Source organism: Sphingobium fuliginis (genome assembly GCF_004152845.1).
Lineage (GTDB): Bacteria > Pseudomonadota > Alphaproteobacteria > Sphingomonadales > Sphingomonadaceae > Sphingobium > Sphingobium fuliginis.
This window is the reverse complement of sequence record NZ_SEON01000004.1, coordinates 19,622-42,472: the sequence shown is the minus strand read 5'-3', so window position 1 is coordinate 42,472 and position 22,851 is coordinate 19,622. Positions and strand designations below refer to the sequence as shown.

The window sequence follows — 22,851 nt, the reverse complement described above, 5'->3', positions numbered from 1 at the left end:
CCCAGATCAGGGCGAATGGCGGATCAGAGGTTGATATTGGCCCGGCCCTTCAGCCCCAGCATCTGGCGCGCCTCCTCCGCGGTTGCGACTTCCAGGCCCAGCTCGTCCAATATCCGGCGGATCTTGAGCACCTGGTCGGCATTGCTGTTCGCCAGTTGCCCCCGGGAGATGAACAGGCTGTCCTCCAGTCCCACGCGAACGCTCGATCCCATCAGCGCGCCCATGGTGCACACGCCCATCTGGTGCCGTCCAGCGCCGAACAGCGACCAGATATAATCGCCGCCGAACAGCCGGTCGGCGGTCTGGCGCATGAAATAGACGCTGTCGGCGTCGGCGCTCATGCCGCCGGTCACGCCCAGCACCGACTGGATCAGGAAAGGCGGCTTCAGCAGTCCCTTGTCCGCGAAGAAGGCGATATTGTGGAGATGGCCGATCTCGTAGCATTCCATCTCGAACCGGGTGCCGCCCGGACCCAATGTCTCGATGATGTGGCGTATGTCGCGGAAGGTGTTCTTGGCGACCAGATCTTCCGTCGCCTCCAGAAAGGGCTTTTCCCAGTCATATTTGAAGTCGTGGCGGCTCGCCAGTTCCGACAGGTTGATGTTCATGCAGCCCATGTTGAGCGAACAGAGTTCGGGACTGACCTGAACCGCCGCGCGCAGCCTTTCCTCTAACGTCATGCCGGGTCCGCCGCCGGTGCTGATGTTGATCACAGCGTCGGTTTCCGCGTGAAGTTGCGGCAGGAACTGCATGAAGACCTCGGCAGACGGCGTCGGACGGCCATTTTCCGGATCGCGGGCGTGCAGGTGCAATATCGCCGCGCCCGCCCGGTGGGCCGCGATGCCCTCCTCGGCGATCTTTTCCGGCGCGACCGGCAGGAACGGCGACATGGTCGGCGTATGCATGCTCCCTGTCAGCGCGCAGCTTATGATGACCTTTCCCTTCTTCATATCATTTGCCTTTCCATCATCCTGTCCCTAGAGAAATTGGTACCGGTATCTCACGCTTGCGGCAAGCGACAATGGAGACCCCCATGAGCCCTATCGAACAATCCGCCCCGCCCGGCTGGCGCGTCAAGGAAGGCGCCGACGTCGATCCCTTCCAGCATCTGAACGGTCCCTTCTATATCGCGGACCCCTTCGAACCCGCGGCGGAGGAAGCCGTCCGGCTGGGTTTCCGGGTCGCGCCGCATAATTGCAGCTATTCCGGGTTCGCCCATGGCGGTTGGCTGTCATCCATTCTCGACGTCTGCCTGGGCCAAAACGCGCAGGCGGGCTGTGCCGTGTCCCACGCGCCGACCATATCGCTGTCCGTCGACTTCATGCGGGGGGCGCAACCGGGGGACTGGCTGGAATCCCGCGTCCGCCTGCTGCGCGCGACCCGGTCCCTCGCCTTCTGCGACGGCGTGCTGCTGGGGCCCGATGGTGCTGTCGCACGCGGCAGCGGCGTCTTCAAGCTTCCCTCCACCCGCTCCGGTCAGGCGAAGTAGAAATCATGGGCGCTGCGATGGATCGCGGCGCGCACCGCCGCGTCGGGCAGCCAATAGCCAAGCTGGTCCAGCGTCTGCCGATGCGTCACCGTCCCTTCCGCCCCCACGAACGGCGCGTCGCTGCCCCAGAACAGCCGTTCCGTCCCGACCCGCTCGACATAGGCCTGCGCGAACATACGGGCTATGTCCTGATCGGGCCGGCGGAAGCCGCCGGACAGCTTCACCCAGGCCATGCCGTCCTGACAGGCCCGGACCGCCGCCTGGAAGCCGGGGCAGTCCAGCCCCTTTCCCGCATCCGGCCAGCCGAAATGGTCGATCACCACCTTGACCCCGCTGGGCCTGAGGCCGTCCAGCACCGATGGCAGACGGTGCGCCTCGACATTCACATGGACATGCATGTCCATGTCGCGCAGCCGGTGGAACAGGCGATTATAGCCGTCGGCAGCGAAATCCGGCAGGTCGGTGTGGAAAAGCTGCAACCGCACCCCCACCACCCCGTCGCGGCGCATGCCCTCCAGATCGTACATCCCGATTTCCGGATCGACGATCACGGTTCCGCGCAGGCGCCTGTGCTGCCGCAGGGCGCGGATGACATAGTCATTATAGGTTCCGAACAGGCTGGCCGCCGCGATTACCGCGAAATCGACGCCGCTGGCGTCCAGCGTGTCGAGATAGGTTTCCACCGTATAGGCATAGTCGGGCCTTTTCCACGCCCTGCTCCAGAAGGGCATGGCGGGCCCCCAGATATGGGCGTGCGTGTCGACCCGGACCTCGGCGCTCATCTGGACCTCAGCGCTCATAAAGCCTCTCCGCCGTTTCATAGAGGAAGGCGCGGCGTTCGTCGGGGCCGAGTTGGGCCGCCGCCCTTCGCGCCGCCGCCGCCTTTTCCTCATAGGGCCATTCGCTCTGGCCCAGATCGGAGCCCCACATCAGCCGGTCCGCGCCGAAGACATCCGCCAGCCGCCGGATGAACGCGGCCGGTTCCGCCTTCTGGTCGGCCAGCCGCTCCATGTTGATCTCCGTGAACTTGAAGCTGATATTGGGCAGCCCTTCGAAGATCGAGATGGTATCGGCAATGCCGAAATCCGGCGGCGGCGGCATGCTGCTGTCCAGACCCGCCGCGACATAGCGCGCCTTTTCCGGGTTGGAGAGGGTGTGCGGCGTGCCGATATGATCGACGATGATCTTCAGCGACGGCAGATATTCCGCGATGAACTTCAGGGCCGGCAACCCCCAGGACAAATGCCTGCGGAAGAAGATGATCGCCACCGGCGTTCCCAGTTCGGCCGCCGTCCGCCAGCATTCCATGGCATTGGGCGAATTCATCCAGGCGGTATCGAAGAATTCGAAATGCGTCTGGGCGAAGCGCAGGCCGCGCACGCCGTGGTTCAACACCATGTCCCGGTATTTGGCGGGCGTTTCGGGGTCCTGCGCGTCCAATATCACCACCGGCACGAAACGGTCGGAATATTTCCTGCCCGAATCGATGATATAGCTGTTGTCATAACCATAGACATGGCCGCGCTGGACAATGCATGCCTTGCCGACGCCATTGCGGTCCATCCGGTCGATCAGCCATTCGGCGGTGGCCGTGTAGTTCATCTGCGTGACATGGGTCGTGCCGCGCATGGGCGACGGCGGATAGGCGACATCGTCATCCGCGATCAGATGCGCATGGGTGTCGAAAATCGGGTCTTCTGCCATATTCAAGCTCTCCTGCTGGCTCAGGCGAACAGCCTGGCGCGCAATTCCCGCGCCATGCCGGACAAGGCCCGGTCGGATGCGCGCATCATTTTCGGCCACATCAAAAAGCCGTGGATCTGGTCGGCATGGCGGATATGCTTCACCGGCACGCCGGCCGCCGCCAGCCGATCCGCATAGGCGTCGCCCTCGCCGCACAGGGGATCGAAACCGCAGGTCAGCACCCATGCCGGCGCGACACCCTCCAGCCGGGGCGCGCGCAGCGGCGACATGCGCCAATCGGCGGGGTCCGCTCCGTTGCGATAGGCCGTGCGGAACCACCGCATCATGTCCGCGGTCAGGCCGAAACCATCGGCATTGCGGCGGTAGGACTCATGCTCCTCCACCAGATCGGTGACGGGGTAGATCAATATCTGCGCGCTGAGCGGCAGGCCTTCATCGCGTGCCCATAGCGCGCAGGCGGCCGCGAGATTGCCGCCCGCCGAGTCGCCCCCGACGGCGATCCGTCCTGCGTCGATGCCCAGCGCCGCAGCATCGCGACGGGCATGGCGGAGCGCGGCCATGCAATCCTCCAGCCCCGCGGGAAAGGGATGTTCCGGAGCCAGCCGGTAGTCCACCGACAGCATGGCGATCCCGGCCCGCTCCGCCAGCGAGGCGCAGAACCATGCGCCATAGGCGAGGTCGCCGGTCATCCAGCCGCCGCCGTGAAAATAGAGCATGGCGGGCAGAGGCGCATCGTCCGGCACTTGCATGGGCCGGTAGAGCCTGAGGGGAACGGGGCCGCGCGGCCCGTCCGCCCAAAGATCCGCCTCCCGGACGGGCGGCGGCGGCTTTCCCAGCGTTTCCAGCGACATGCGGATCGCCGCCCGCGCCTCTTCAACGCTCAGAAGATGGAGCGGCGGCCGGCCGCTCGCCTCCATGAGGTCGAGCACAGCGCGGGCGTCGGGGTCCAGCCCGGCTTGCAGGGTGGCCGCCATCAGATCGCGTCCAGCCGCATCCGGGCGGTTTCCCGCGTGGCCGTGACCCACAGGATCAGCGCCCCGGCGGCGCAGAGGCCGAATATGCCGAAGACGATGGCGACCGACGCGCCGCTGGCCAGGATCGCGCCCACCACGACCGGCGTCAGGGTGGATGCGCCGCGCGCCAGCGAACTGCTGAGCCCCAGCGCGACGGCGCGGACATGGGTGGGATAGGTTTCCGCCGTATAGGGCCAGAGGACGATGGAGCCGGTGAAGATCGAGAGCTGACCCGCGATCACCAGCGGCACCAGGATCGCCACGTCCTTCGGCAGGGTGAAGCCCAGCGTCAGCAGCGCGACGGTCGCGATCAGCGATCCGCCGATCGCCAGCGGACGGCGGCCCACGCTGTCGATCACCAGCGCGATGGTCGGCGCGAGGACCAGGAACAGCAGGCTGGCCGTCGCGGAATAGCGCAACGCCGTCGCCACCGGGATATGGAAGACCGACACATAGATGGACGGCAGCCAGGTCGTCAGCCCGAAACTGGCGAAGGAGGTGAAGAACCAGAGCAGCATGACGACGGTCGTGCGGCGGCGGAATTCGGGCGCGAACAATATGGTCGCGGGCAGGCGGGGCGCTGGCCCGGCGGACGGTTCGGACGAACGGAGCGCCTGTGGATCGGCGGCGGCATAGCCGAACTTGCGCAGCGCCTTCGCCGCGTCGTCCGCCCGGCCGCTGCGCACCAGCCAGCGCGGCGATTCCGGCAGCAGCAGCATCACCACCGGCAGGATCAGCAGGGGAATCGCCCCGAAGGCGAACAGCCAGCGCCATCCGAGATGAGGGATGACGACCGTGCTGGAAAAAGATGCGGCGGCATAGCCCGCCATGGTGATGAACTGGAATATGCCGAAATAGCGGCCGCGCGTGGCGGAGGGCGCGATTTCGTTGATATAGGTGATCGACACCGGCAGCGCGCCGCCGATCGCCACGCCCTGGACGATGCGCAGGGCGAACAGCGCGCCATAGCCCGGCGTCAGCGCACAGAAGATCGCCAGCAATCCCATCCAGACGACGGAGACCAGGAATACCGGCATACGGCCGAAGCGTTCGGCCAGCGACCCCAGCAGGATCGCCCCGACGAACTGCCCGGCATAGCCGGCCGAGATCAGGCTGCCCGCGGCGACCGGCGTCAGGCCCCATTCGCGGGTGAGCGAGGGCATGACATAGGCGATGGCGATGCTGTCCCAGGAATCGAACAGCATGACGAAACCCAGCAGCAGCGGCGGGACGATCCGCAGCCGGGCGGTGGTGATGCTGTCGAGCGCTGCGCCCACCGCCGCTTCCGGGCCGGAACCCGTGCGCACCGCATCGATCGGGGCTCCACCGCTCATCTGATTGCCTCCGGCGCCATCTCCGTCACCTCCGCTTATTCGCCCTTTCCGGGGCGCTTATGGTCTTTGCTATCGTAAATTCATGGTCGTTCAGGCGGCGATCACGCCTCCGTCGACGGATATGATCGATCCGGTGACGAAGGATGCCGCCTGCGAAGCCAGCCAGACCACCGTGCCGGCCATCTCCTCCGGCTGCGCGACGCGGCCCATCGGCACGGATGCGGGCCGCACGTCGCTCACCTGGCTGCGGCCGGCGCGCATATTGTGCAGCAGGTCGGTCTGGACCGGCCCGGGCGCGATCGCGTTCACCCGGATATTGTGGGGGGCAAGCTCTATGGCGGCGGACTTGGTCAGCCCTGCGACGGCATGTTTGCTGGCGGAATAGGCGCCGACATAGGCGAGGCCGGAGAGCGCGGCGGTCGAGGCGAGGTTGATGATGGAGCCCCCCTGCCCCGCCGCCAGCATAGCCGGAATCTCATATTTCATGCTCAGCCAGGCGCCGCGCACGTTGATCGCGAACAGATTGTCGAAATCGCGCGCCGCCAGATCCTGAATGGCCGCCGCCGGGCCGGGGATGCCGGCGTTGTTCATCGCGATGTCCAGGCCATCCATGATCCCGGTCGCGGCTGCCACCAGGGCTTCGACGCTTGCCTCATCGCGGACGTCCACGGCGCGATAATGAACGGATTGCCCGCTGTCCGACGCGATTTCACGGGCCAATGCCTCCCCCCTCTCCTTTTCCAGCCCGGACATGACCAGGCTGGCGCCGGCTGCCGCGATGGCGCGGGCGCAGGCCAATCCTATGCCGCTGTCGCATCCCACGACCAATGCCTTGCGCCCCAGCAGCGTAAAGAGATTGTCGGACATGGAAACACCCTTCTCGATCATGATTGGCGCTTGAAGCGGCGCTGGAAAGGCGTTGCGCAGCCATTGGGAAGGCGGCCGCTCCCGATCCTTTTCACCATCCTCATTGAATCTTTATGAGATACCGGTACCATAGGATGGTTCGGTTTAGCTAGGGCCAAAGTTCGCGAAGAATGCCATATGCCGTCGCTTCAGCATAATGTTATTGGATAGCCAATGCTTTCCCGATGTGCTGGAATTGCGCGAAATCCGCTAAATGCCGTGCCGTTCTTGGCTGCCCTGTCCGCAAGCGCCGGCAGGACCCGGAAACAGGAGATTTCGTGACACGCATTCCTTATCCAGACCCCGCCGGCCTGTCGGAAACGAAGCGCGAAGTGCTGTCCGGGGCGTTCGGTCGCGTGCTGAACATATCGCGCATGGCCATGCATGCTCCCGACCCCTTCTGGGCGCCGCAGCGCGCACTGGGCCGCGCCGCCATCTTCGACATCAGCATCACGCCACGCCAGCGCGAGCTGATCATCCTGCGCGTCGCCTATCTGTCGCGTTCCGACTATGAGATCTATCATCATGAAAGCATTGCCGCCGCGCTGGGCCTGACGGAGCGGGAGAGGCAGGGGCTGGAAAGCGGCGACTTCAGCGTCTTCGCGGCGGAGGAGCAATGCCTGTGCGATTTCGTCAGCGAGCTGGTGTCGGACGTTTCCCCTTCGGACAGGAGTCTGGCGGCCATGCAGGAATATTTCGGCCTGCCCACCCTGTTCGAGATCCTCTTCATCACCTGCACCTATATGATGCTCGCGAGAGTGGCGGCCGTCAGCGGTGCGGAGATCGACGATGAAGCCGTGACCAACTGGAATCTGCGACGCTGAGAATGCCCTGGAGCGCGGGACAGGCGTAGCGCGGAGGGCCGTTGCGCGCCTGGCCCCGCCCGACCGAAAACCGGGCCGAACCTGCCGCCCAGGAAAATTGGGACTTGTGCCATGCGGGTTCGCGGCGTATCCCAATCGTGATACCGGTATCTTCAATAACGATCTGGAGGGGTCCGAGGGGTGATAGCCGCTTCGCAAAAACTGTCGGCCTGGGTTAGGCAAATGCGGTTCGATGATCTGCCCGACGATGTTGTGACCGCGACCATGCTGCGCGTCATCGACGTGGTGGGGCTTTCCATCGCGGGCAGCCAGCGCCCGTTCGGCATGTCGGTGCGCAGCGCCACCGCCGGCCTGCATCCCGGAACGGAGGCCCGCATCTGGGGCGGGGCGGCGCGGTCGAGCGTGTCGGGCGCGGCCTTCGCCAACGGCGCGCTGTCGCAGGCGCTGGAATATGACGACACCCATAATGAATCGATCGTGCACATGAGCAGCCCGGCCGTCGCGGCGGCGCTGGCGCTGGGCGACCGCCTGCGCTGCGGCGGGCGCGACGCGATCCTGGCCATAGCCATCGGCAACGAGATCAGTTGCCGCGTCGGCAGCCTGGCGCCGGGTCAGTTCCACAAACGGGGATTCCACCCCTCCGGCCTGTTCGCGCCGTTCGGCGTGAGCTGGCTTGCGGGAAAGATGCTGGCGCTGGAGGAGGATGCGATGATCCGCGCCGCCGGGATCACCGGCAGCTTCGCCGCGGGGCTGATCCAATGCTGGGTGGACGGCACCCAGTCCAAATTCCTGCACCCCGGCTGGGCCGCGCAGAGCGGGATCGCCGCGGCGACACTGGCTGAGGCCGGCGTCACCGGTCCCGCCGAGGTGCTGGAGGGGCGCTTCGGCCTCTATGCGTCGCATCTTCAGGACGAGGCCGTGACACCCGACTGGCGCCGGCTGACCGATGCGCTGGGCGAGGAATGGGAAAGCCGGAACGCCTCCTTCAAGCCCTTTCCCGCCGCCCATGTCATCCATCCCTATGTCAGCGCGCTGCTGCGGCTGCGCGAGCGTCACGGCCTGTCGGCAGAGCGCATCCGCGCCATAAGGTGCGATGTCGCGCCCTATATCGTCGGCATCGTGTGCGAGCCGCAGGGCGAGAAGCTGCATCCGCTGACCGATTCGCACGGGCGGGTCAGCCTGCAATATACGCTGGCGGAGGCGCTGGTGCGGGGCAGGCTGGGGAAGGACGCCTATCAGCCGGAATATCTACGCGACGAGGCCATTCTCTCCCTGGCGCGGCGGGTCGAATATCGGGTCGACGGGTCCCTCCCCGGCCCGGAGCAGTTCAAGGGGGTGATTTCCGTGGAACTGACCGACGGCACCGTCCTTGAGGAGATCGAGGAACATAATCGCGGATCGTCGGAAAATCCGATGACCACCGATGAGATCGTGGCGAAGTTCAACGAGAATGTGGCGGGAACGCTGACCGCAGCGCAGGCCCGGCGCCTTGTCGACGCCGCACTGGCGCTGGACCGGTGCGAAGACGTGTCGCGCTTTACCGAACTGACGGTGACGGACCATGAATGACGCAGGAAGACTCGCCGGCCGCAATGCGCTGGTCACGGGATCGGTCGGGGGGCTGGGCCAGGCCATGGCGCGCAAGCTGGCGTCGGCCGGCGCGAACGTCATGCTGCACGGGCTGGAAGATCCGGAGGAAGCCGCCTGCCTGGGCGAGGCGATCGAGCGGGATTATGGCGTGCGCGCCGTCTATTGCCGCGCCGACCTGCGCCAGGCGTCGGCCGTGCGGGACCTTGTCGACCATACCGAGCGGACGCTGGGTCCGGTCCATATCCTGATCAACAACGCCGTCGTCCGGCATTTCGCGCGGATCGAGGATTTCCCCATCGACAAATGGACCGAGGCGCTGGCCGTCAACGTGACCGCCGCCTTCCTTGCGACGCAGATGGTCCTGCCGAAGATGAGGGAGGCGCAATATGGACGGGTGTTCAACATGACGTCGGTCTATGGCTATCGGGGCACCGTCAACCGGGTGGACTATGTGACGACCAAGACCGCGATCCAGGGACTGACGCGCGCCACCGCGCTGGAGACGGCGGGCAGTCCGATCACCTGCCATGCATTGATGCCCGGGTCGGTGCTGACGCCCCTCTGGTCCGACCGGCTGGAGCGGATGATGATCGAGGAAGGGCTGACGCGGCCGGAGGCGGAGACGCGCTTCCTGGACGGGAAGCAGCCCAGCGGCCGGTTCGTCGATGTCGACAGCGTCGCGGAGGTGCTGCTGCTGCTGTGCGGCCCCGCCGGAACGGATATGAATGGGGCCATATTGCCGATCGAGGGCGGATGGATGGCCCGCTGATGCCAGCGGCAGGGCGATGTTTGAGGAGCAGTCGATGACGCAGAGCCGGAATGTGGGATTTATCGGCCTTGGCAGCATGGGAAGCGCCATGGCGCCCCGGCTGCTGGAAAACGGCCATGCGGTGATCGCCTATGACGTCAATCCTTCGGCGCGGGCGGCTTTCGCGGCGGCGGGCGGCCTGGCCGGCGACAGCGTGGAGGAGGTCGGCAACCGGGCCGACATGGTGTTCACCAGCCTTCCTTCCCCCCAGATCGTCCGGCAAGTGGCGGCCGAGCTGGCGGGGACGAGGGTCGGGATCGTGGTCGACCTGTCGACCATCGGTTCGCGCGCCTCTGCCGAGGCGGCGGGCCTGCTGGCGCAGCATGGCAGGTCGTTCGCCGACGCGCCGGTCAGCGGCGGGCGCGCCGGGGCGCTGGCGGGCAAGCTGACGCTGATGCTGGCCGCGCCGGCAGCCGTGCAGGAGGAGGTCGCGCCCCTGCTTTCCCATTTCGGCAAGGTGATCCCGGTCGGCATGCAGCCCGGTCAGGCGCAGACGATGAAGCTCATCAACAACATCATGTCGGTGGTGGCGCTGGCCGCGACGTCGGAGGGGATGGCGATGGGGGTCAAGGCGGGGCTGGACCCGCATGTGATGCTGGACGTGCTCAACATGTCGAGCGGGCAGAACAGCGCCACCCGGGACAAGTTTCCCCGCGCCGTCGTCCCGCGCACATTCGACTTCGGCTTCGCGACCGGCCTGTCGCTGAAGGACGTCCGCCTTTGCCTGGACGAAGCGCAGGCATTGGGCGTACCCATGATGCTGGGCAATCTGGCCAAGACGATGCTGGACATCACGGCGGCGCAGTTCGGCGCGGATGCCGACTTCACGATGATGGCGCGGGTCGTGGAGCAATGGGCCGGCGTCGAGATCGGCTGAACGCCTGACGCGAGATTTGGGAGGGAAGTCGTTGGAGGATTGCTATCAGGTCTATGCCGTCCAGTACGGCCATCACGATCGCACCGCATCGGCCAATTTCGTCGGCGGCGATCCGCACGACCGGCCGATGCCGCTCGACTATTTCGTCTGGGCGATGGTGGGCGACCACGGCACCTATATACTCGACACCGGTTTCGACGCGGCCATGGGGATCAAGCGCAACCGGCAGTTGGTGCGGCCCGTCAACGAAGGGCTGAAGACCATCGGCATCGACGCCGCCGCGGTCAGCGACGTCATCATTTCCCACATGCATTTCGATCATGCGGGCAATCATGCGATGTTCCCGCAGGCGCGGTACCATGTGCAGGATGCGGAAATGGCCTATTGCACCGGCCGCTGCATGTGCCACGAGCCGTTGCGCCACGCCTATGAGCCCGGCGACGTGCAGGCGATGATCGGGCGGCTGTTCGACGGCCGCCTGCAATTCCACGATGGCGACAGCGAACTGGCGCCGGGCCTGACCCTGCACCGGGTCGGCGGGCATACGCGCGGATTGCAGGTGGTGCGGGTGAAGACCCGGCGCGGCTGGGTGGTGCTCGGTTCCGACGCCGCGCATCTCTACGCCAATTTCGAGCAGGCGCGGCCCTTCCCCTCCTTCGACAGCATGACCGACATGCTGTTCGGCTTCGACAGGATGCGGGAACTGGCGAGTTCGGAAAACCACATCATTCCCGGCCATGATCCGCTGGTGCTGAGCCGCTATCCCCTGGCGCGCGACGGCGTGGCGGGGGTGGTCCGGCTGGACGCCGAACCGGCGTCCTGAGGGCGGAACGCGGGCGCTGCCGCTCAGCGCGCCCGCGCCTCCCGCAACAGGCTGGGGTCGATCAGCCGGGAAAGCGTTGCGCGGTCGCGCGGCGGGCGGCCATCGATCTTCGCGAGCCACTGCTCCTCCTCCACCATCACGTCCAGCAGGTCGTCGGGAAGCGCGCAGGGAAAGCGGTGATGATGCCATGACTGGCGAATGAGTTCGAGATTCTGGCCGGTCCGTTCCGCCAGCATGGCCTGCATTTCGCCGGGATCTTCCTCCGCCTTGCGGCAGCCGGCCAGCAGTTCGCGCAGGAAGGCGACGACCTGTTTCCGCTTCGCCGGATCGCGGAGCGTCCCGGCCCTGGCGTTCAGGCTGTATATTTCGCGATAGGCGCCCTTGGGCTGGATGCTGAGGCCATTGTCCCCCAGCGCGAGAGCCGCGCGTTCCGCTTCGGGTTCCCAGGTCGACAGCGCGTCGACAGCGCCCTTGATCACCGCGTCCGCACCGGCCCTGGCGGTCAGGGGAACGATGGTGACGTCCGCCTCGCCCAGCCCCGCGCCCTTCAGCAGCCTGTGGAGGTAGAAGGCGGCGGAGGTGTTGACGAACACCGCGATCCGCTTTCCCTTCAGGTCCGCGACGGAGGCGATGCCGGAGGAGCGCCGGGCGACGATGCGGTACAGGCCTTCCGTCGTGGTGACGACGATGCGGACGTCGGGATGCTTCAGCGACATGCGCAGCGTCTGCGTTTCGGCATTGCCGGCGAGATCGGCCATGCCGGGATTGGGCGGCGGCGGCGCGCCCTCCGCATGCCCGCCGACCGAAGCGGCGAGCGCGGGGTCGGGCGCCGCCCAGAGGTTGGGAACCCCGCCGCTGGCGGTGACGACGGTTCCGGGCGGCGCATTCTTCGCCGCCAGCAGAGCCGGCCCGAACTCCAGCACGGATCGATGGCCGAAGACGGAAAGCGGTTCGGCCGGAGCCGTTGGGGCATTGACCGCCGCCGACGGTGCGGCGGCGCATCCGCAAAACGCCAGGGCCGCCATGGCTGCGGCCAGAGCCGCCTTGTTACCGCGCATCGTCATTCTCCCCCAAGGGCGTCAATAGCGGAAGCGCACGCCGAGCCGATAGGCACGACCCACCAGGTCATAATAGGTCCCGTCGAAGGAAGGGAATGGCGGATCGGTGTCGAGCAGATTGTCGATCGTCCCGAACAGTTCCACCTTCCTGTCGTTGTCCTCGCTGCGGGTCAGGACAAGCTTTCCGCCCAGATTGAAGTAGATGCGGCTGGGAATCCTGTTGATGTTGAGGCTGGTCGCCGTCCCCGGCACGGCGGCGGTGTCGATCTTGCCGTCGTTGATGTAGCGCGCCTGGAGGTTCACGCCGAAATCGTCGGTGTCATAGGCGATGGTCGCGTTCATCGTCAGGTCCACCATGCCGACCGTGCCGCCATTGACGGGCGTTCCATTCTGTCCGGAACGATCGATGGCCCCGGTCGTGTCCGTCAGCCTGTAGTCCCAGACATAGGTGGCGAGCAGCCGCGTGCTGAGATTGCCCGCGCCGAGGGGCATGCGATAGGACAGTTCGATGTCGACGCCGCTGGTCTGGAACCGGTTGAGGTTCAGATAGGGCGTCACCATCTCCGTGATCGGACCGTTGGCGACGGGGCGGGTGATGAAGGCGCAGCGGCTGGCGTCGCCCGCGACGCAGGAGTCGAGGACGACCTGCGCGACGGAGGTGTTGATGACGCCGTCTATGTCGATGTCATAATAGTCGACCGACAATTGCAGGCCCGATGCCCATTGCGGCTGATAGACGAACCCCGCCGTCAGCGAATTGGCGACTTCGGGTTCCAGGTTCCTGTTGCCGACGGAGAAGGTGCGCACCGTATAGGCCGTATTGGTGACCGGGTCGATGATGCGCGCGTTCTGATTCCTTTCCGGCGTGAACATTTCGGTGAGATTGGGGGCGCGGACATCGCGCGAGCGGGTGGCGCGGACGCGGAATTCATCGGTGATCGACCAGTTCACGCCCGCCTTCCAGGTCCACACGCTGCCCGCGCCGCTATAATCGGCGTAGCGGGCGGCGGCGTTGACATCCAGATGGCGGAAGAATGGCCTGTCCGCCGCCAGCGGAACGAGCAGCTCCACATAGCCTTCCTTCACGTCGAACGATCCGTCCACGAAGGCGGAGTTGGCGCTGGAAAAGGCGCGGGCCGCCTCCAGCGGGCTGGGGATGGAGAGCAATGTCTCCCGGCGATATTCGATGCCGGTCGCGATGGACACGGGGCCCGCCCAGGTCGAGAAGGGTTCCGCCTGGAGATTGCCGGCGACGACCGTCTGGGTCGTCTTCTGATGCTGGAGCGAGAGGCCGGTCACATAAGCCTTGGCCGCGTCGCTGGCCGTGCCGGTGCCGAAGATATTATAGGGCACGCAGCCCGCCGCCGCGTTGCGGATGGCGGCGTTGGGGCTGAGCAGGTCGCGGCAGACGGGGATGGAAACGCCGTTCTGCGTCACGTTCACCACATCGATGGCGCGGCGCCAGTTCGCCTCGATCCGCTGGCCGATGACGCCGCGGATGAACCGGTTCTGGCCATATTGCGCATAGACGTCCCATTTGATGCCGCCGAAGGAGCCTTCGGCGCCGATCAGGCCGCGGGCGGTCTCATTCGCCTTGCTGACGATCTGCTGGAAATTCTCGGTCCCGAACCGGCCGAGCTGGAAGCTGGTGAGCGCCGGCGCGCCGGCCGGCCGCGTCGCATTGTAATTGTCGATCGCCGCCCGCGTCGCCGCCGGGATGAAGGGATTGTCGGCGCTGACGACGATGGGGGAAAAGGCGCTGGTGCTGGGCGACTGAGTGCCGAAATTGCGCGTGCCGATGCTGGGCACGGTCCAGTCGACATGGGCGTAGTTGCCCTCCGCGAAGAAGCTGGTGTCGCCGCTTTCGAAGCTGACCCGGCCCATGGCGACGACGCGCTCATGCGGCTGCCTGATGTTGACGCCGGTCCAGGAACCGATGCCGTACCCGTCGCCGCCGATCTGGTCGTCGCCCCATACTTCCCCGAAGTTGAACTGGAAGGGGGTGCCGTCCGGCGCGAAGGCGGTGCCGCGCAACGGTCCGGTGGCGATCAGGCCGCCGGGCGTCTGGGAGGCGTAGTGGACGTTCTTCGTCCAGATGCGCGCGGGCTGGCCGTTGGTGGCGAAATTGGGATTGGTGACGAACCACCATTCCTCCCGCCCCCAGTCGCGCGTGTAATTGTCGCCCACCCCCTCGTCATAGGAATATTCCGCGCCCAGGATGATATGGCCCGCGCCGTCGGCAAAGCTTGTCCCGCCGCCGAGAGCGACCTTCATGTTATAGCCGTCGCCTTCCTCCGAGATGCCGGCCTGCGCTTCGCCGCGAAGCCCGGTCAGCTTGTGGTCGAGGATGATGTTGACGACGCCGGCCACGGCGTCGGAGCCCCATGCGGCGGACGCGCCGCCGGTCACCACCTCGGCGCGTTCGACCAGGAAGGTGGGGATGAGGCTGAGGTCGACGGTGCCGACATTGGACGTCGGCACGAAGCGATGGCCGTCGACCAGGACGAGGGTGCGGTTGGCGTCCAGCCCGCGCAGGTCGGCATAATAGCCGCTATTGGTGAAGGTGCGCGCCGCCGACGGGTTCTGGCTGGGGCGGAAGGCGGGCGCCTCCTGCAGCACCGAGCCGATGCTGATCGCGGCGCGGTTCTGCACCTGCTCCGCACCGATCACGGAAATGGGCGTGGGGGCGTTGAAGCCGTCCCGCACGATGCGCGAACCGGAAACGACGATGTCGGCCTCCACCGGTGGATCGGACGGCGCGGGAGGCGAGGATGGGGCCGGGATCGGGGAGCCGGCCGGGGCGGCGTCCGGCGGTTCCGAAGCGCCATCCGCCGGGGCCGCCGCACCTTGCTGCTGCGCGAAGGATGGACCCGGCGGAGCCATGGCGGCGAAGGCGATACCTGAAAGCAGGGCAAGTCTGGTCGACGCAACGCGCATGTCATCCCTCCCGATTGCCCGCGTGACGCAGGTCTGTCGTTCTGTTCGCAGAAGCGGATCGTAGAAGCGGACCGTCGAAAAATCGCTGAACGAAATAACATTCACAATAACTGAGAAACATGCCGGAGGCGCATCATCCAGCAGTGGCGCGACAGGCGAAGCCGCGGGGGGCATCAAAGGGCTGGCGGGCGCCCTGTTCCGGGTGTAGGATGCCGCCATTGGCCATGAGGCGCTCCCTCATGCCGAGAGATGCTCGCCCCGGAAAAGCGCGCATGTCCCGACAGAGGACATATAAGAACAGGAGCTTCATGGCTTTCGGTCAGGAGAGCGAACCATGGCAATGGCTCACCCGTCCCAGGCGGCGTCCGCCGGGCAAGATATTTCCATCCGCACCATCACGTTCGACGACCTGCGCGTCGCCCTGCGTCAGGGGTGGGACGATTTCCTCGCCAAAAGGGGCGATCTGGTGTTCATCGGCTTCATCTATCCGATCATCGTCGCGCTCGCGATCATGTCGGCCAGCCGGATGTCGATCCTGCCGCTGATCTTTCCGCTGGTGGCGGGCGCGATCCTGCTGGGGCCGGCCTTCGCCAGCGGTTTCTACGAACTGGCGCGGCGGCGGGAGGCCGGGCTGGACGCGCGCTGGCGCCATTTCCTGGACGTGATCCGCAAGCCGGGCGGGTCCGCCCTGTTCGACCTGACCTGCGTGCTGGCGCTGCTGTTCATGGCGTGGATGGCGACGGCCTGGTTCATCTATCATGCGACGCTGGAAAATGTGCCCGGCTCGACATCCTCCGTGGGCGCTTTCCTGTCGGCCATATTCGGCACGTCGCAGGGCTGGCAGATGATCGTGCTCGGCAATCTGGTCGGCTTCGGCTTCGCGCTGCTGACGCTGGCGGTCAGCGTCGTCTCCTTCCCCATGGCGGTGGACAAGCCGGTCAGTTGGGGCGTCGCGGTGCGCACATCCTGCCGCGTGGCATGGCATAATCCGGTGACGGTCGCGGCCTGGGGCCTGATCGTGGTCGCGCTGCTGGTGCTGGGCGCCCTGCCCGCGCTGGTGGGGCTGGCGGTGGTGCTGCCCGTGCTGGGCTATGCCACCTGGCACCTCTATACGCGCGCGGTCGTCCGATAAGGCGATCAGCCCCCGGCCATGTCGAGGGCGATGCCCAGCAGGGCGCGCAGCGTCGGCGCCTCGTCCGACCGGCGCCACGCCAGGCCGGTTTCCAGCATGGGGGCAAGGCCGGCCAGCGGCAGATAGCGCACGCCCGTGCGCGCGAGGTTGCGTAGCGAGGCGGGGACCAACGCCAATCCCATGTCGGCGGAGACGAGGCTGATGATCGTCTGCATCTGGATCGCCCGCTGGCGCACGTGCGGCTCCCGCCCCTGGGCCCGATAATGGTCGATGACAAGATCGTGGAAGGTGGGCGCGACGTGACGCGGGAAGAGCAGCAGCGGCTGGTCGAGCCAGCCCTCCCCGGCCAGCCTGCCGTCCTCCACCAGCAGGCGGCCGTCCTTCACCCAATTCTCCGGCACGGCGGCCACCAGCGGCTCGCGCAGCAACGGGCGATAATCGATGGCCGCGGGCAGGCCGGATGCGGGCGGGATCAGCAGCCCGGCGTCGGTCCGCCCTTCCACCAGCGCCTCCACCTGCACGTCGCTGGTCGCTTCCACCAGCGTCATGTCCACCCTGGGGAAAGCATGGGCATAGCGCCGCACCAACGTGGGCAGGATGCTGTAGTCCGCCGAACTGACGAAGGAGAGGACAATCCGCCCGACCGTCCCGGCCTGCAGGCGCCGCGCCACGGCAGCGAGGTCGGCCACGGCCCCCACGGCGGGCCGGACATGCTCCAGCCATTGCCGTCCAAAGGGGGTGAGCGCCACCTGCCGCTTGGTCCGGGTGAAGAGAGGCGCGCCCAGTTCCCGCTCCAGCGCCATGATCGACTGGCTGAGCGGCGGCTGGGTCATGCCCAGCCGTTCGGCGGCGCGGCCGAAATGCAGTTCCTCCGCCACGGCGAGGAAATGGTTGAGCTGGCGAAGGTCCATGTCAGTCAGTCATCCTGCGACCTTATAGCGCGGCTGCAATATATTTCACAACCTGTCCGCGAAGGCGTAAGGCGGCCGGACAGGAACCGAGGACAGACCCATGCCGCATTATCGTTCACGCACCAGCACCCATGGCCGCAACATGGCGGGCGCCCGCGGCCTTTGGCGCGCCACCGGCATGAGGGACGAGGATTTCGGCAAGCCCATCATCGCTATCGCCAACAGCTTCACCCAGTTCGTGCCGGGGCATGTGCACCTCAAAGATCTGGGCCAGCTTGTCGCGAGGGAGATCGAGGCGGCGGGCGGCGTCGCCAAGGAATTCAACACCATCGCGGTCGATGATGGCATCGCCATGGGCCATGACGGCATGCTCTATTCGCTGCCCAGCCGCGACCTGATCGCGGACAGCGTCGAATATATGGTGAACGCCCATACCGCCGACGCGCTGGTGTGCATTTCCAACTGCGACAAGATCACGCCGGGCATGCTGATGGCCGCGATGCGCCTCAACATCCCGACCATCTTCGTTTCGGGCGGTCCGATGGAGGCCGGCAAGACCGAGCTGCGCGGCAAGACCGTCGCGCTGGACCTGGTCGACGCCATGGTCGTCGCGGCGGACGACAGCTATACCGACGAGGAAGTGAAGGTCATCGAGCGGTCCGCCTGCCCGACCTGCGGTTCCTGCTCCGGCATGTTCACCGCCAATTCGATGAACTGCCTGACCGAAGCGCTGGGGCTGTCGCTGCCGGGCAACGGGTCGACGCTGGCCACCCATGCCGACCGCGAAAAGCTGTTCCTGGAGGCGGGCCGCACCATCGTCGACCTCGCCAAGCGCTGGTACGAACAGGACGACGCATCGGCCCTGCCCCGCAACATCGCCACCTTCGCCGCGTTCGAGAACGCGATGAGCCTGGACATCGCCATGGGCGGGTCGACCAACACGGTGCTTCACCTGCTCGCCGCCGCCTATGAGGGCGGGGTGGATTTCACCATGGCCGACATCGACCGGCTGTCACGGCGCGTTCCCTGCCTCTGCAAGGTCGCGCCAGCCAAGAATGACGTGCATATGGAGGATGTCCATCGCGCGGGCGGCATCATGGCGATCCTGGGCGAACTGGAGCGCGCCGGGCTGGTCGACGCCAGCCTGCCGACCGTCCATGCGCCGACGCTGGGCGACGCGCTCAACCGCTGGGACATCGGCCGCACCAATAGCGAGGAGGTCCGCAACTTCTTCCGCGCCGCGCCCGGCGGCGTCCGCACCACCCAGGCGTTCAGCCAGAACGCCCGTTGGGAGGAACTGGACACCGACCGCGAGACCGGCGTCATCCGCAGCGCGGCGCATCCCTTTTCCAAGGATGGCGGGCTGGCCGTGCTGTTCGGCAATATCGCCCCCGAAGGCTGCATCGTGAAGACGGCCGGGGTGGACGAATCCATCCTGACCTTCCACGGCACGGCACGGGTCTATGAAAGCCAGGACGCTGCGGTCGCCGGCATCCTGGGCAATGAAGTGAAGGCGGGCGATGTCGTCGTCATCCGCTATGAAGGGCCCAAGGGCGGGCCGGGCATGCAGGAAATGCTCTACCCGACCAGCTATCTGAAGTCGAAGGGGCTGGGCAAGGCCTGCGCCCTGATCACCGACGGGCGCTTTTCCGGCGGCACTTCGGGCCTTTCCATCGGCCATGTGTCGCCCGAAGCGGCCGAAGGCGGGCTGATCGCGCTGATCGCGACCGGCGACCCCATCCTCATCGACATTCCCAATCGCGTGATCAGGCTGGACCTGGACGACGCCGTCATCGCCGCCCGCAAGGCGGAAATGGAGGCGCGCGGCGCGAAGGCGTGGAAGCCGTTCGGCCGCAAGCGCCATGTGTCGCCCGCCCTGCGGGCCTATGCGGCGCTCACCACCAATGCGGCGCGCGGCGCGGTGCGGGACGTGGGCCAGGTGGAAAAGGATTGATATTCAGGGCGCGCGCCGCATTCGACCCCGCGGCGCGTCGTTCCGGACGATTGCCCGCTGGCCGTCAGTGGAGGAGGATATAAAGCGTGCCGGTCAACGCCAGGGCCGACGCGCTGCACAGGCTCAGCAACCCGACGCTGCATTGGCACATGCTGTAATGCATACGCTCCATCGCACTCTCCCTTGCCGCCGGGCTTATGCCGGTCGAGCGGGGCGATGATAACAGAGAATATCGCGCGAATCAAAAGGTCAGGCGTCGTCCAGTCCCTGCAATAATTTTTGCAGCGCAGCATGGAAATGCCGCCGTTCCGAAGGGTTCAGCGCCTTCAAAAGCTTTCCCCCCAGTTGCAGGCGGAGAGGCTCCGTCACGGCGACCGCCGCCTCTCCGGCCGGAGTGATGGCCAGCCGCTTCACCCGCCGATCGTCCCTGTCCGGCACCCGCTGGATCAGGCCCTCGCGCTCCAGCCCGTCCAGCGCCTCCGTCACCGTGCGCGGCGCGAGATTCATGATCTCGGCAATGTCGGCGGCGCGCGCCGTTCCCAGCTGCGCCTTTATGCACATCAATATCTTGGTCTGGGCGAGCGATGCGCCCTGTTCCGTCATCGCGCGGTCGAACGATCTGCGGATCAATGTGATGACCCGAAACAGGTCGGTCAGTAGCTGTTCGTCGGCGCCATTCATGAGGAACCTCAATAAATGGTATTGCGCTATGGTGCAAGCGCGAGCATAGGGGACGGTATTGCGATCTGCGGGTTCCATCGATGAGTTCTGAGACAGTGGCTTCTTCTCCCCCCCATGGCGACGACTCGGGCCAGAGCCGCCCCTCCGCGCTCAGAAGCCCACGCGCACGCCTGATCCTGCTGCTCGTGGCGCTGGCGCTGATCGGCGGCGGCGTGCTGTGGTTCATCCGCTTCGAAACCTTCGGCAAATATCAGGAATCGACCAACGACGCCTATATCCAGGCCGATTCGATCACCGTCGCGCCCAAGGTGTCCGGCTATGTCGACCGCGTCTTCGTCGATGAGAACCAGGATGTGAAGGCCGGCCAGCCGCTGGTTCAGATCGATCCGCGCGATTACCGGGCGCAGGCGGCCCAGTCCGTGGCGCAGATCGACGTGGCCAAGGCCAATGCGGCCGGGGTCGTCGCCCAGATTGCGGAGCAACGCGCCGCCGTCGCGCAGGCCGAGGCCGATCTGAGCGCCGCCAACGCCAATGCCGCCTTCGCCGCGCGCGAGGTGGAGCGCTATCGCCCGCTGGCGGCCAGCGGTGCGGAGACCCGCGAGCGCCTGTCGGAGCTTCAGAACCAGGCGACCCAGGCGCGGGCGAGGGCCGCGGCGGCCAGGGCGACGCTGACCAGCGCGCAGAAGCGGATCGCCACCCTGCAGACGCAGGTGCGGCAGGCGGAAGCGCAGGGCGAGGCCGCGCGCGCGCAGCTTTCGGCCGCCAGCACCAATGTGGAGGCGACGATATTGCGGGCGGCCGTCGACGGGCGGATCGGTGACAGGAGCGTCAGGCAGGGCCAGTTCGTTCAGGCCGCCAGCCGGCTGATGACGCTGGTTCCAAAGGCCAGCCTCTATGTCGAGGCGAATTTCAAGGAAACGCAACTGGGCCTGATGCGCGTCGGCCAGTCGGTGACGATCGCGGTGGATGCGCTGCCCGGGATCGAGCTGCCTGGACGGGTCGCCAGCATCGCGCCCGGCACCGGCGCCCAGTTTTCGGTCCTGCCGCCGCAGAACGCCACCGGCAATTTCACCAAGATCGTCCAGCGCATCCCGGTGCGCATCGCCGTCAGCGCCGGCCCCGAAACCCGGAAGCTGCTGGTCCCCGGCATGTCCGTCGAAGTGTCCGTCGACACCCGTTCGGCCCGGAACGCCGCCGCGCAGATCCGCCGGGAGCAGGAGCGGCATAACGCCCGGATCGACCGATGAACGCCACCGCCGCTTCGGCCGCGCCGCCCCTTCCCGAACGCGCCGACACCGCCGCGTGGCTGGCCGTCATCGCCGGAAGCCTGGGCGCGATGATGGCGACGCTGGACATTTCCATCGTCAATTCCGCGCTGCCCACGATACAGGGCGAGATCGGCGCCAGCGGCACGGAGGGCACCTGGATCGCGACATCCTATCTGGTCGCGGAGATCATCGTCATTCCGCTGGCAGCCTGGCTGGAACGGCTGCTGGGGCTGCGCACCCTGCTGCTCGCCGCCGCCTTTCTGTTCACCGGCTTTTCGATGCTGTGCGGCGTGGCCGGCGACCTTACCACCATGGTCATCGGCCGCGTCGGCCAGGGCTTTACCGGCGGCGCGCTGATCCCCACGGCGATGACCATCATCGCCACGCGCCTTCCCCGTTCGCAGCAGCCGATCGGCAATGCGCTGTTCGGCGTCACCGCCATTCTTGGGCCGGTGCTCGGCCCGCTGGTCGGCGGATGGCTGACGGAGAATATAAGCTGGCACTATGCCTTCTTCCTGAACCTGCCCGTGGGCATCGTGCTGATCACCCTGCTGCTGGTGACGATGCCGCATCAAAAGCCGCGCCTCAGCGAATTCCGGCAGGCCGACTGGCTGGGCATCGCGGGCATGGCGCTGGGCCTGGGCGGCCTTACCATCGTGCTGGAGGAGGGGCAGCGGGAACAATGGTTCCAGAGCAGCGAGATCGTCCTGATGTCGGTCGTCTCCGGCATCGGCTTCATCCTGCTGTTCGCCGGGCAATATTTCGCGAAAAGGCCCGTCATCCGGCTGAAGCTGCTGCTCGACAGGCAATTCGGGGCCGTTGCGCTGATGGGGCTGGTGATCGGCATGATGCTTTACGGCACCGCCTTCGTCATTCCGCAGTTCCTGGCGGCGATCGCCGGCTATGACGCGCTGCAATCGGGCCGCATCGTCCTGCTGTCCGGCATTCCGAGCCTGATGCTGATGCCGCTCACCCCCCTGCTGATCCGGCACCTCGACATCCGCATCGCGGTGGGCGCCGGGCTGCTCATCATGGCGACGAGCTGCTGGGTCGACACGGTGTTGACCAATCAGGCGGTAGGCCATGATTTCGTCGAGTCGCAATTGCTGCGCGGCGTGGGCAGCGTATTCGGTTTCCTGTTCCTCAACCAGGCGGCCATCGCATCGGTCCCGCGCGAGGATGCGGGCGATGCCGCCGGGCTGTTCAACGCCGTCCGCAATCTGGGCGGATCGCTGGCGCTGGCGGGCATCGCCACCATCCAGGACCAGCGAAGCTGGCTGCACAGCCGCCGCATGGAGGAAAGCCTGAGCGCCAATAGCGGGCAGGTGCAGGATTATATCGGCGGCCTCGCCCATTCGCTGGGCGGGCAGGACGCCGCGCTTCGATCGCTGGCAGGCACGATCCAGCGGGAAGCGCTGGTGATGACCTATAACGACATCTTCACGATGCTGGCGGTCGGCATCATCGCCGTATTGCCGCTGGTGCTGTTCCTGCGTCCCTTGCCCAAGGGGCAAGCGGTCGCGATGCATTGAGGCTGGTTCC

20 protein-coding genes are annotated in these 22,851 nt (G+C 66.3%); 10 read left to right on the top strand and 10 right to left on the bottom strand.

Annotated features, from left to right (window positions below; all coding sequences use genetic code 11):
• Positions 1–23 precede the first annotated feature (23 nt).
• Positions 24–950, bottom strand: a complete 927-nt coding sequence (gene kce, locus EWH10_RS11250) for a 3,5-dioxohexanoate:acetyl-CoA acetone transferase (RefSeq protein WP_061938208.1) — start codon at positions 948–950, stop codon at positions 24–26.
• 83 nt (positions 951–1,033) lie between these two features.
• Here kce and EWH10_RS11245 point away from each other — a divergent pair, with 83 nt between their 5' ends.
• Entirely contained in the window at positions 1,034–1,489 is a 456-nt protein-coding gene (locus tag EWH10_RS11245) for a PaaI family thioesterase (protein ID WP_025551176.1), read from the top strand.
• On the opposite strand, the gene EWH10_RS11240 is transcribed toward EWH10_RS11245, so the two are convergent.
• From EWH10_RS11240 to EWH10_RS11220, 5 genes are all read right to left on the bottom strand, one after another.
• On the bottom strand, positions 1,477–2,289 hold the full coding sequence (locus tag EWH10_RS11240) for an amidohydrolase family protein (protein ID WP_065847098.1): 813 nt from the start codon (positions 2,287–2,289) through the stop codon (positions 1,477–1,479). The two genes, EWH10_RS11245 and EWH10_RS11240, sit on opposite strands and share 13 nt — an antisense overlap.
• Positions 2,279–3,193, bottom strand: coding sequence for an amidohydrolase family protein (locus EWH10_RS11235; RefSeq protein WP_025551178.1), 915 nt, complete (start codon positions 3,191–3,193; stop codon positions 2,279–2,281). The genes EWH10_RS11240 and EWH10_RS11235 overlap by 11 nt, the downstream gene beginning before the upstream one ends.
• A 20-nt stretch (positions 3,194–3,213) precedes the next feature.
• Positions 3,214–4,167, bottom strand: a complete 954-nt coding sequence (locus EWH10_RS11230) for an alpha/beta hydrolase (protein ID WP_037483768.1) — start codon at positions 4,165–4,167, stop codon at positions 3,214–3,216.
• The gene (locus tag EWH10_RS11225; RefSeq protein ID WP_065847095.1) at positions 4,167–5,540 is read right to left on the bottom strand and encodes an MFS transporter; all 1,374 of its coding nucleotides are present in this window, start codon (positions 5,538–5,540) and stop codon (positions 4,167–4,169) included. Before EWH10_RS11225 ends, EWH10_RS11230 begins: the two co-directional genes overlap by 1 nt.
• Before the next feature lie 90 nt (positions 5,541–5,630).
• A complete protein-coding gene (locus EWH10_RS11220) occupies positions 5,631–6,428 on the bottom strand; it encodes an SDR family NAD(P)-dependent oxidoreductase (protein WP_052628092.1) in 798 nt (265 codons plus the stop codon).
• A 296-nt stretch (positions 6,429–6,724) separates the two neighbouring features.
• Here EWH10_RS11220 and EWH10_RS11215 point away from each other — a divergent pair, with 296 nt between their 5' ends.
• The 5 genes from EWH10_RS11215 (at position 6,725) to EWH10_RS11195 (ending at position 11,368) form a co-directional block, all read left to right on the top strand.
• Positions 6,725–7,270, top strand: a complete 546-nt coding sequence (locus tag EWH10_RS11215; protein ID WP_025551184.1) for a carboxymuconolactone decarboxylase family protein — start codon at positions 6,725–6,727, stop codon at positions 7,268–7,270.
• Between the two features lie 180 nt (positions 7,271–7,450).
• Positions 7,451–8,839 carry an MmgE/PrpD family protein gene (locus EWH10_RS11210; protein WP_262857459.1) on the top strand — a complete coding sequence of 463 codons (1,389 nt, stop codon included), beginning with the start codon at positions 7,451–7,453 and terminating at the stop codon, positions 8,837–8,839.
• Complete coding sequence (locus EWH10_RS11205; RefSeq protein ID WP_025551186.1) at positions 8,832–9,629, top strand: SDR family NAD(P)-dependent oxidoreductase; 798 nt, start codon at positions 8,832–8,834, stop codon at positions 9,627–9,629. The genes EWH10_RS11210 and EWH10_RS11205 overlap by 8 nt, the downstream gene beginning before the upstream one ends.
• Positions 9,630–9,663: 34 nt before the next feature.
• Positions 9,664–10,545, top strand: coding sequence for an NAD(P)-dependent oxidoreductase (locus tag EWH10_RS11200; RefSeq protein ID WP_025551188.1), 882 nt, complete (start codon positions 9,664–9,666; stop codon positions 10,543–10,545).
• Between the two features lie 31 nt (positions 10,546–10,576).
• Entirely contained in the window at positions 10,577–11,368 is a 792-nt protein-coding gene (locus EWH10_RS11195) for an N-acyl homoserine lactonase family protein (RefSeq protein WP_025551190.1), read from the top strand.
• A gap of 23 nt (positions 11,369–11,391) precedes the next feature.
• Here EWH10_RS11195 and EWH10_RS11190 read toward each other — a convergent pair whose 3' ends face one another.
• Positions 11,392–12,426 carry an ABC transporter substrate-binding protein gene (locus EWH10_RS11190; protein WP_025551192.1) on the bottom strand — a complete coding sequence of 345 codons (1,035 nt, stop codon included), beginning with the start codon at positions 12,424–12,426 and terminating at the stop codon, positions 11,392–11,394.
• A gap of 21 nt (positions 12,427–12,447) precedes the next feature.
• Positions 12,448–15,363, bottom strand: a complete 2,916-nt coding sequence (locus tag EWH10_RS11185) for a TonB-dependent receptor domain-containing protein (protein WP_158230100.1) — start codon at positions 15,361–15,363, stop codon at positions 12,448–12,450.
• A 334-nt stretch (positions 15,364–15,697) separates the two neighbouring features.
• Between EWH10_RS11185 and EWH10_RS11180 the strand changes: the two genes are divergently transcribed.
• Positions 15,698–16,495: a DUF2189 domain-containing protein gene (locus EWH10_RS11180; RefSeq protein WP_025549805.1), complete on the top strand. Its 798-nt coding sequence runs from the start codon at positions 15,698–15,700 to the stop codon at positions 16,493–16,495.
• A gap of 5 nt (positions 16,496–16,500) precedes the next feature.
• Here EWH10_RS11180 and EWH10_RS11175 read toward each other — a convergent pair whose 3' ends face one another.
• Entirely contained in the window at positions 16,501–17,406 is a 906-nt protein-coding gene (locus tag EWH10_RS11175; RefSeq protein WP_025549806.1) for a LysR family transcriptional regulator, read from the bottom strand.
• 100 nt (positions 17,407–17,506) lie between these two features.
• Here EWH10_RS11175 and ilvD point away from each other — a divergent pair, with 100 nt between their 5' ends.
• A complete protein-coding gene (gene ilvD, locus EWH10_RS11170; protein WP_044660624.1) occupies positions 17,507–19,360 on the top strand; it encodes a dihydroxy-acid dehydratase in 1,854 nt (617 codons plus the stop codon).
• 249 nt (positions 19,361–19,609) lie between these two features.
• Here ilvD and EWH10_RS11160 read toward each other — a convergent pair whose 3' ends face one another.
• A complete protein-coding gene (locus tag EWH10_RS11160; protein ID WP_025549807.1) occupies positions 19,610–20,041 on the bottom strand; it encodes a MarR family winged helix-turn-helix transcriptional regulator in 432 nt (143 codons plus the stop codon).
• A gap of 80 nt (positions 20,042–20,121) precedes the next feature.
• Here EWH10_RS11160 and EWH10_RS11155 point away from each other — a divergent pair, with 80 nt between their 5' ends.
• The gene (locus tag EWH10_RS11155) at positions 20,122–21,288 is read left to right on the top strand and encodes an HlyD family secretion protein (protein ID WP_170825638.1); all 1,167 of its coding nucleotides are present in this window, start codon (positions 20,122–20,124) and stop codon (positions 21,286–21,288) included.
• On the top strand, positions 21,285–22,841 hold the full coding sequence (locus EWH10_RS11150) for a DHA2 family efflux MFS transporter permease subunit (RefSeq protein ID WP_065847089.1): 1,557 nt from the start codon (positions 21,285–21,287) through the stop codon (positions 22,839–22,841). The genes EWH10_RS11155 and EWH10_RS11150 overlap by 4 nt, the downstream gene beginning before the upstream one ends.
• Positions 22,842–22,851 lie beyond the last annotated feature (10 nt).

Coding starts and splice junctions, on each gene's coding strand:
- EWH10_RS11205 (WP_025551186.1), top strand. CDS start 8,832: ATGAATGACGCAGGAAGACTCGCCGGCCGCAATGCGCTGGTCACGGGA.
- EWH10_RS11225 (WP_065847095.1), bottom strand. CDS start 5,540: ATGAGCGGTGGAGCCCCGATCGATGCGGTGCGCACGGGTTCCGGCCCG.
- EWH10_RS11235 (WP_025551178.1), bottom strand. CDS start 3,193: ATGGCAGAAGACCCGATTTTCGACACCCATGCGCATCTGATCGCGGAT.
- EWH10_RS11245 (WP_025551176.1), top strand. CDS start 1,034: ATGAGCCCTATCGAACAATCCGCCCCGCCCGGCTGGCGCGTCAAGGAA.
- EWH10_RS11185 (WP_158230100.1), bottom strand. CDS start 15,363: ATGCGCGTTGCGTCGACCAGACTTGCCCTGCTTTCAGGTATCGCCTTC.
- EWH10_RS11175 (WP_025549806.1), bottom strand. CDS start 17,406: ATGGACCTTCGCCAGCTCAACCATTTCCTCGCCGTGGCGGAGGAACTG.
- EWH10_RS11150 (WP_065847089.1), top strand. CDS start 21,285: ATGAACGCCACCGCCGCTTCGGCCGCGCCGCCCCTTCCCGAACGCGCC.
- EWH10_RS11160 (WP_025549807.1), bottom strand. CDS start 20,041: ATGAATGGCGCCGACGAACAGCTACTGACCGACCTGTTTCGGGTCATC.
- EWH10_RS11200 (WP_025551188.1), top strand. CDS start 9,664: ATGACGCAGAGCCGGAATGTGGGATTTATCGGCCTTGGCAGCATGGGA.
- kce (WP_061938208.1), bottom strand. CDS start 950: ATGAAGAAGGGAAAGGTCATCATAAGCTGCGCGCTGACAGGGAGCATG.
- ilvD (WP_044660624.1), top strand. CDS start 17,507: ATGCCGCATTATCGTTCACGCACCAGCACCCATGGCCGCAACATGGCG.
- EWH10_RS11220 (WP_052628092.1), bottom strand. CDS start 6,428: ATGATCGAGAAGGGTGTTTCCATGTCCGACAATCTCTTTACGCTGCTG.
- EWH10_RS11230 (WP_037483768.1), bottom strand. CDS start 4,167: ATGGCGGCCACCCTGCAAGCCGGGCTGGACCCCGACGCCCGCGCTGTG.
- EWH10_RS11190 (WP_025551192.1), bottom strand. CDS start 12,426: ATGCGCGGTAACAAGGCGGCTCTGGCCGCAGCCATGGCGGCCCTGGCG.
- EWH10_RS11155 (WP_170825638.1), top strand. CDS start 20,122: ATGAGTTCTGAGACAGTGGCTTCTTCTCCCCCCCATGGCGACGACTCG.
- EWH10_RS11180 (WP_025549805.1), top strand. CDS start 15,698: ATGGCAATGGCTCACCCGTCCCAGGCGGCGTCCGCCGGGCAAGATATT.
- EWH10_RS11240 (WP_065847098.1), bottom strand. CDS start 2,289: ATGAGCGCTGAGGTCCAGATGAGCGCCGAGGTCCGGGTCGACACGCAC.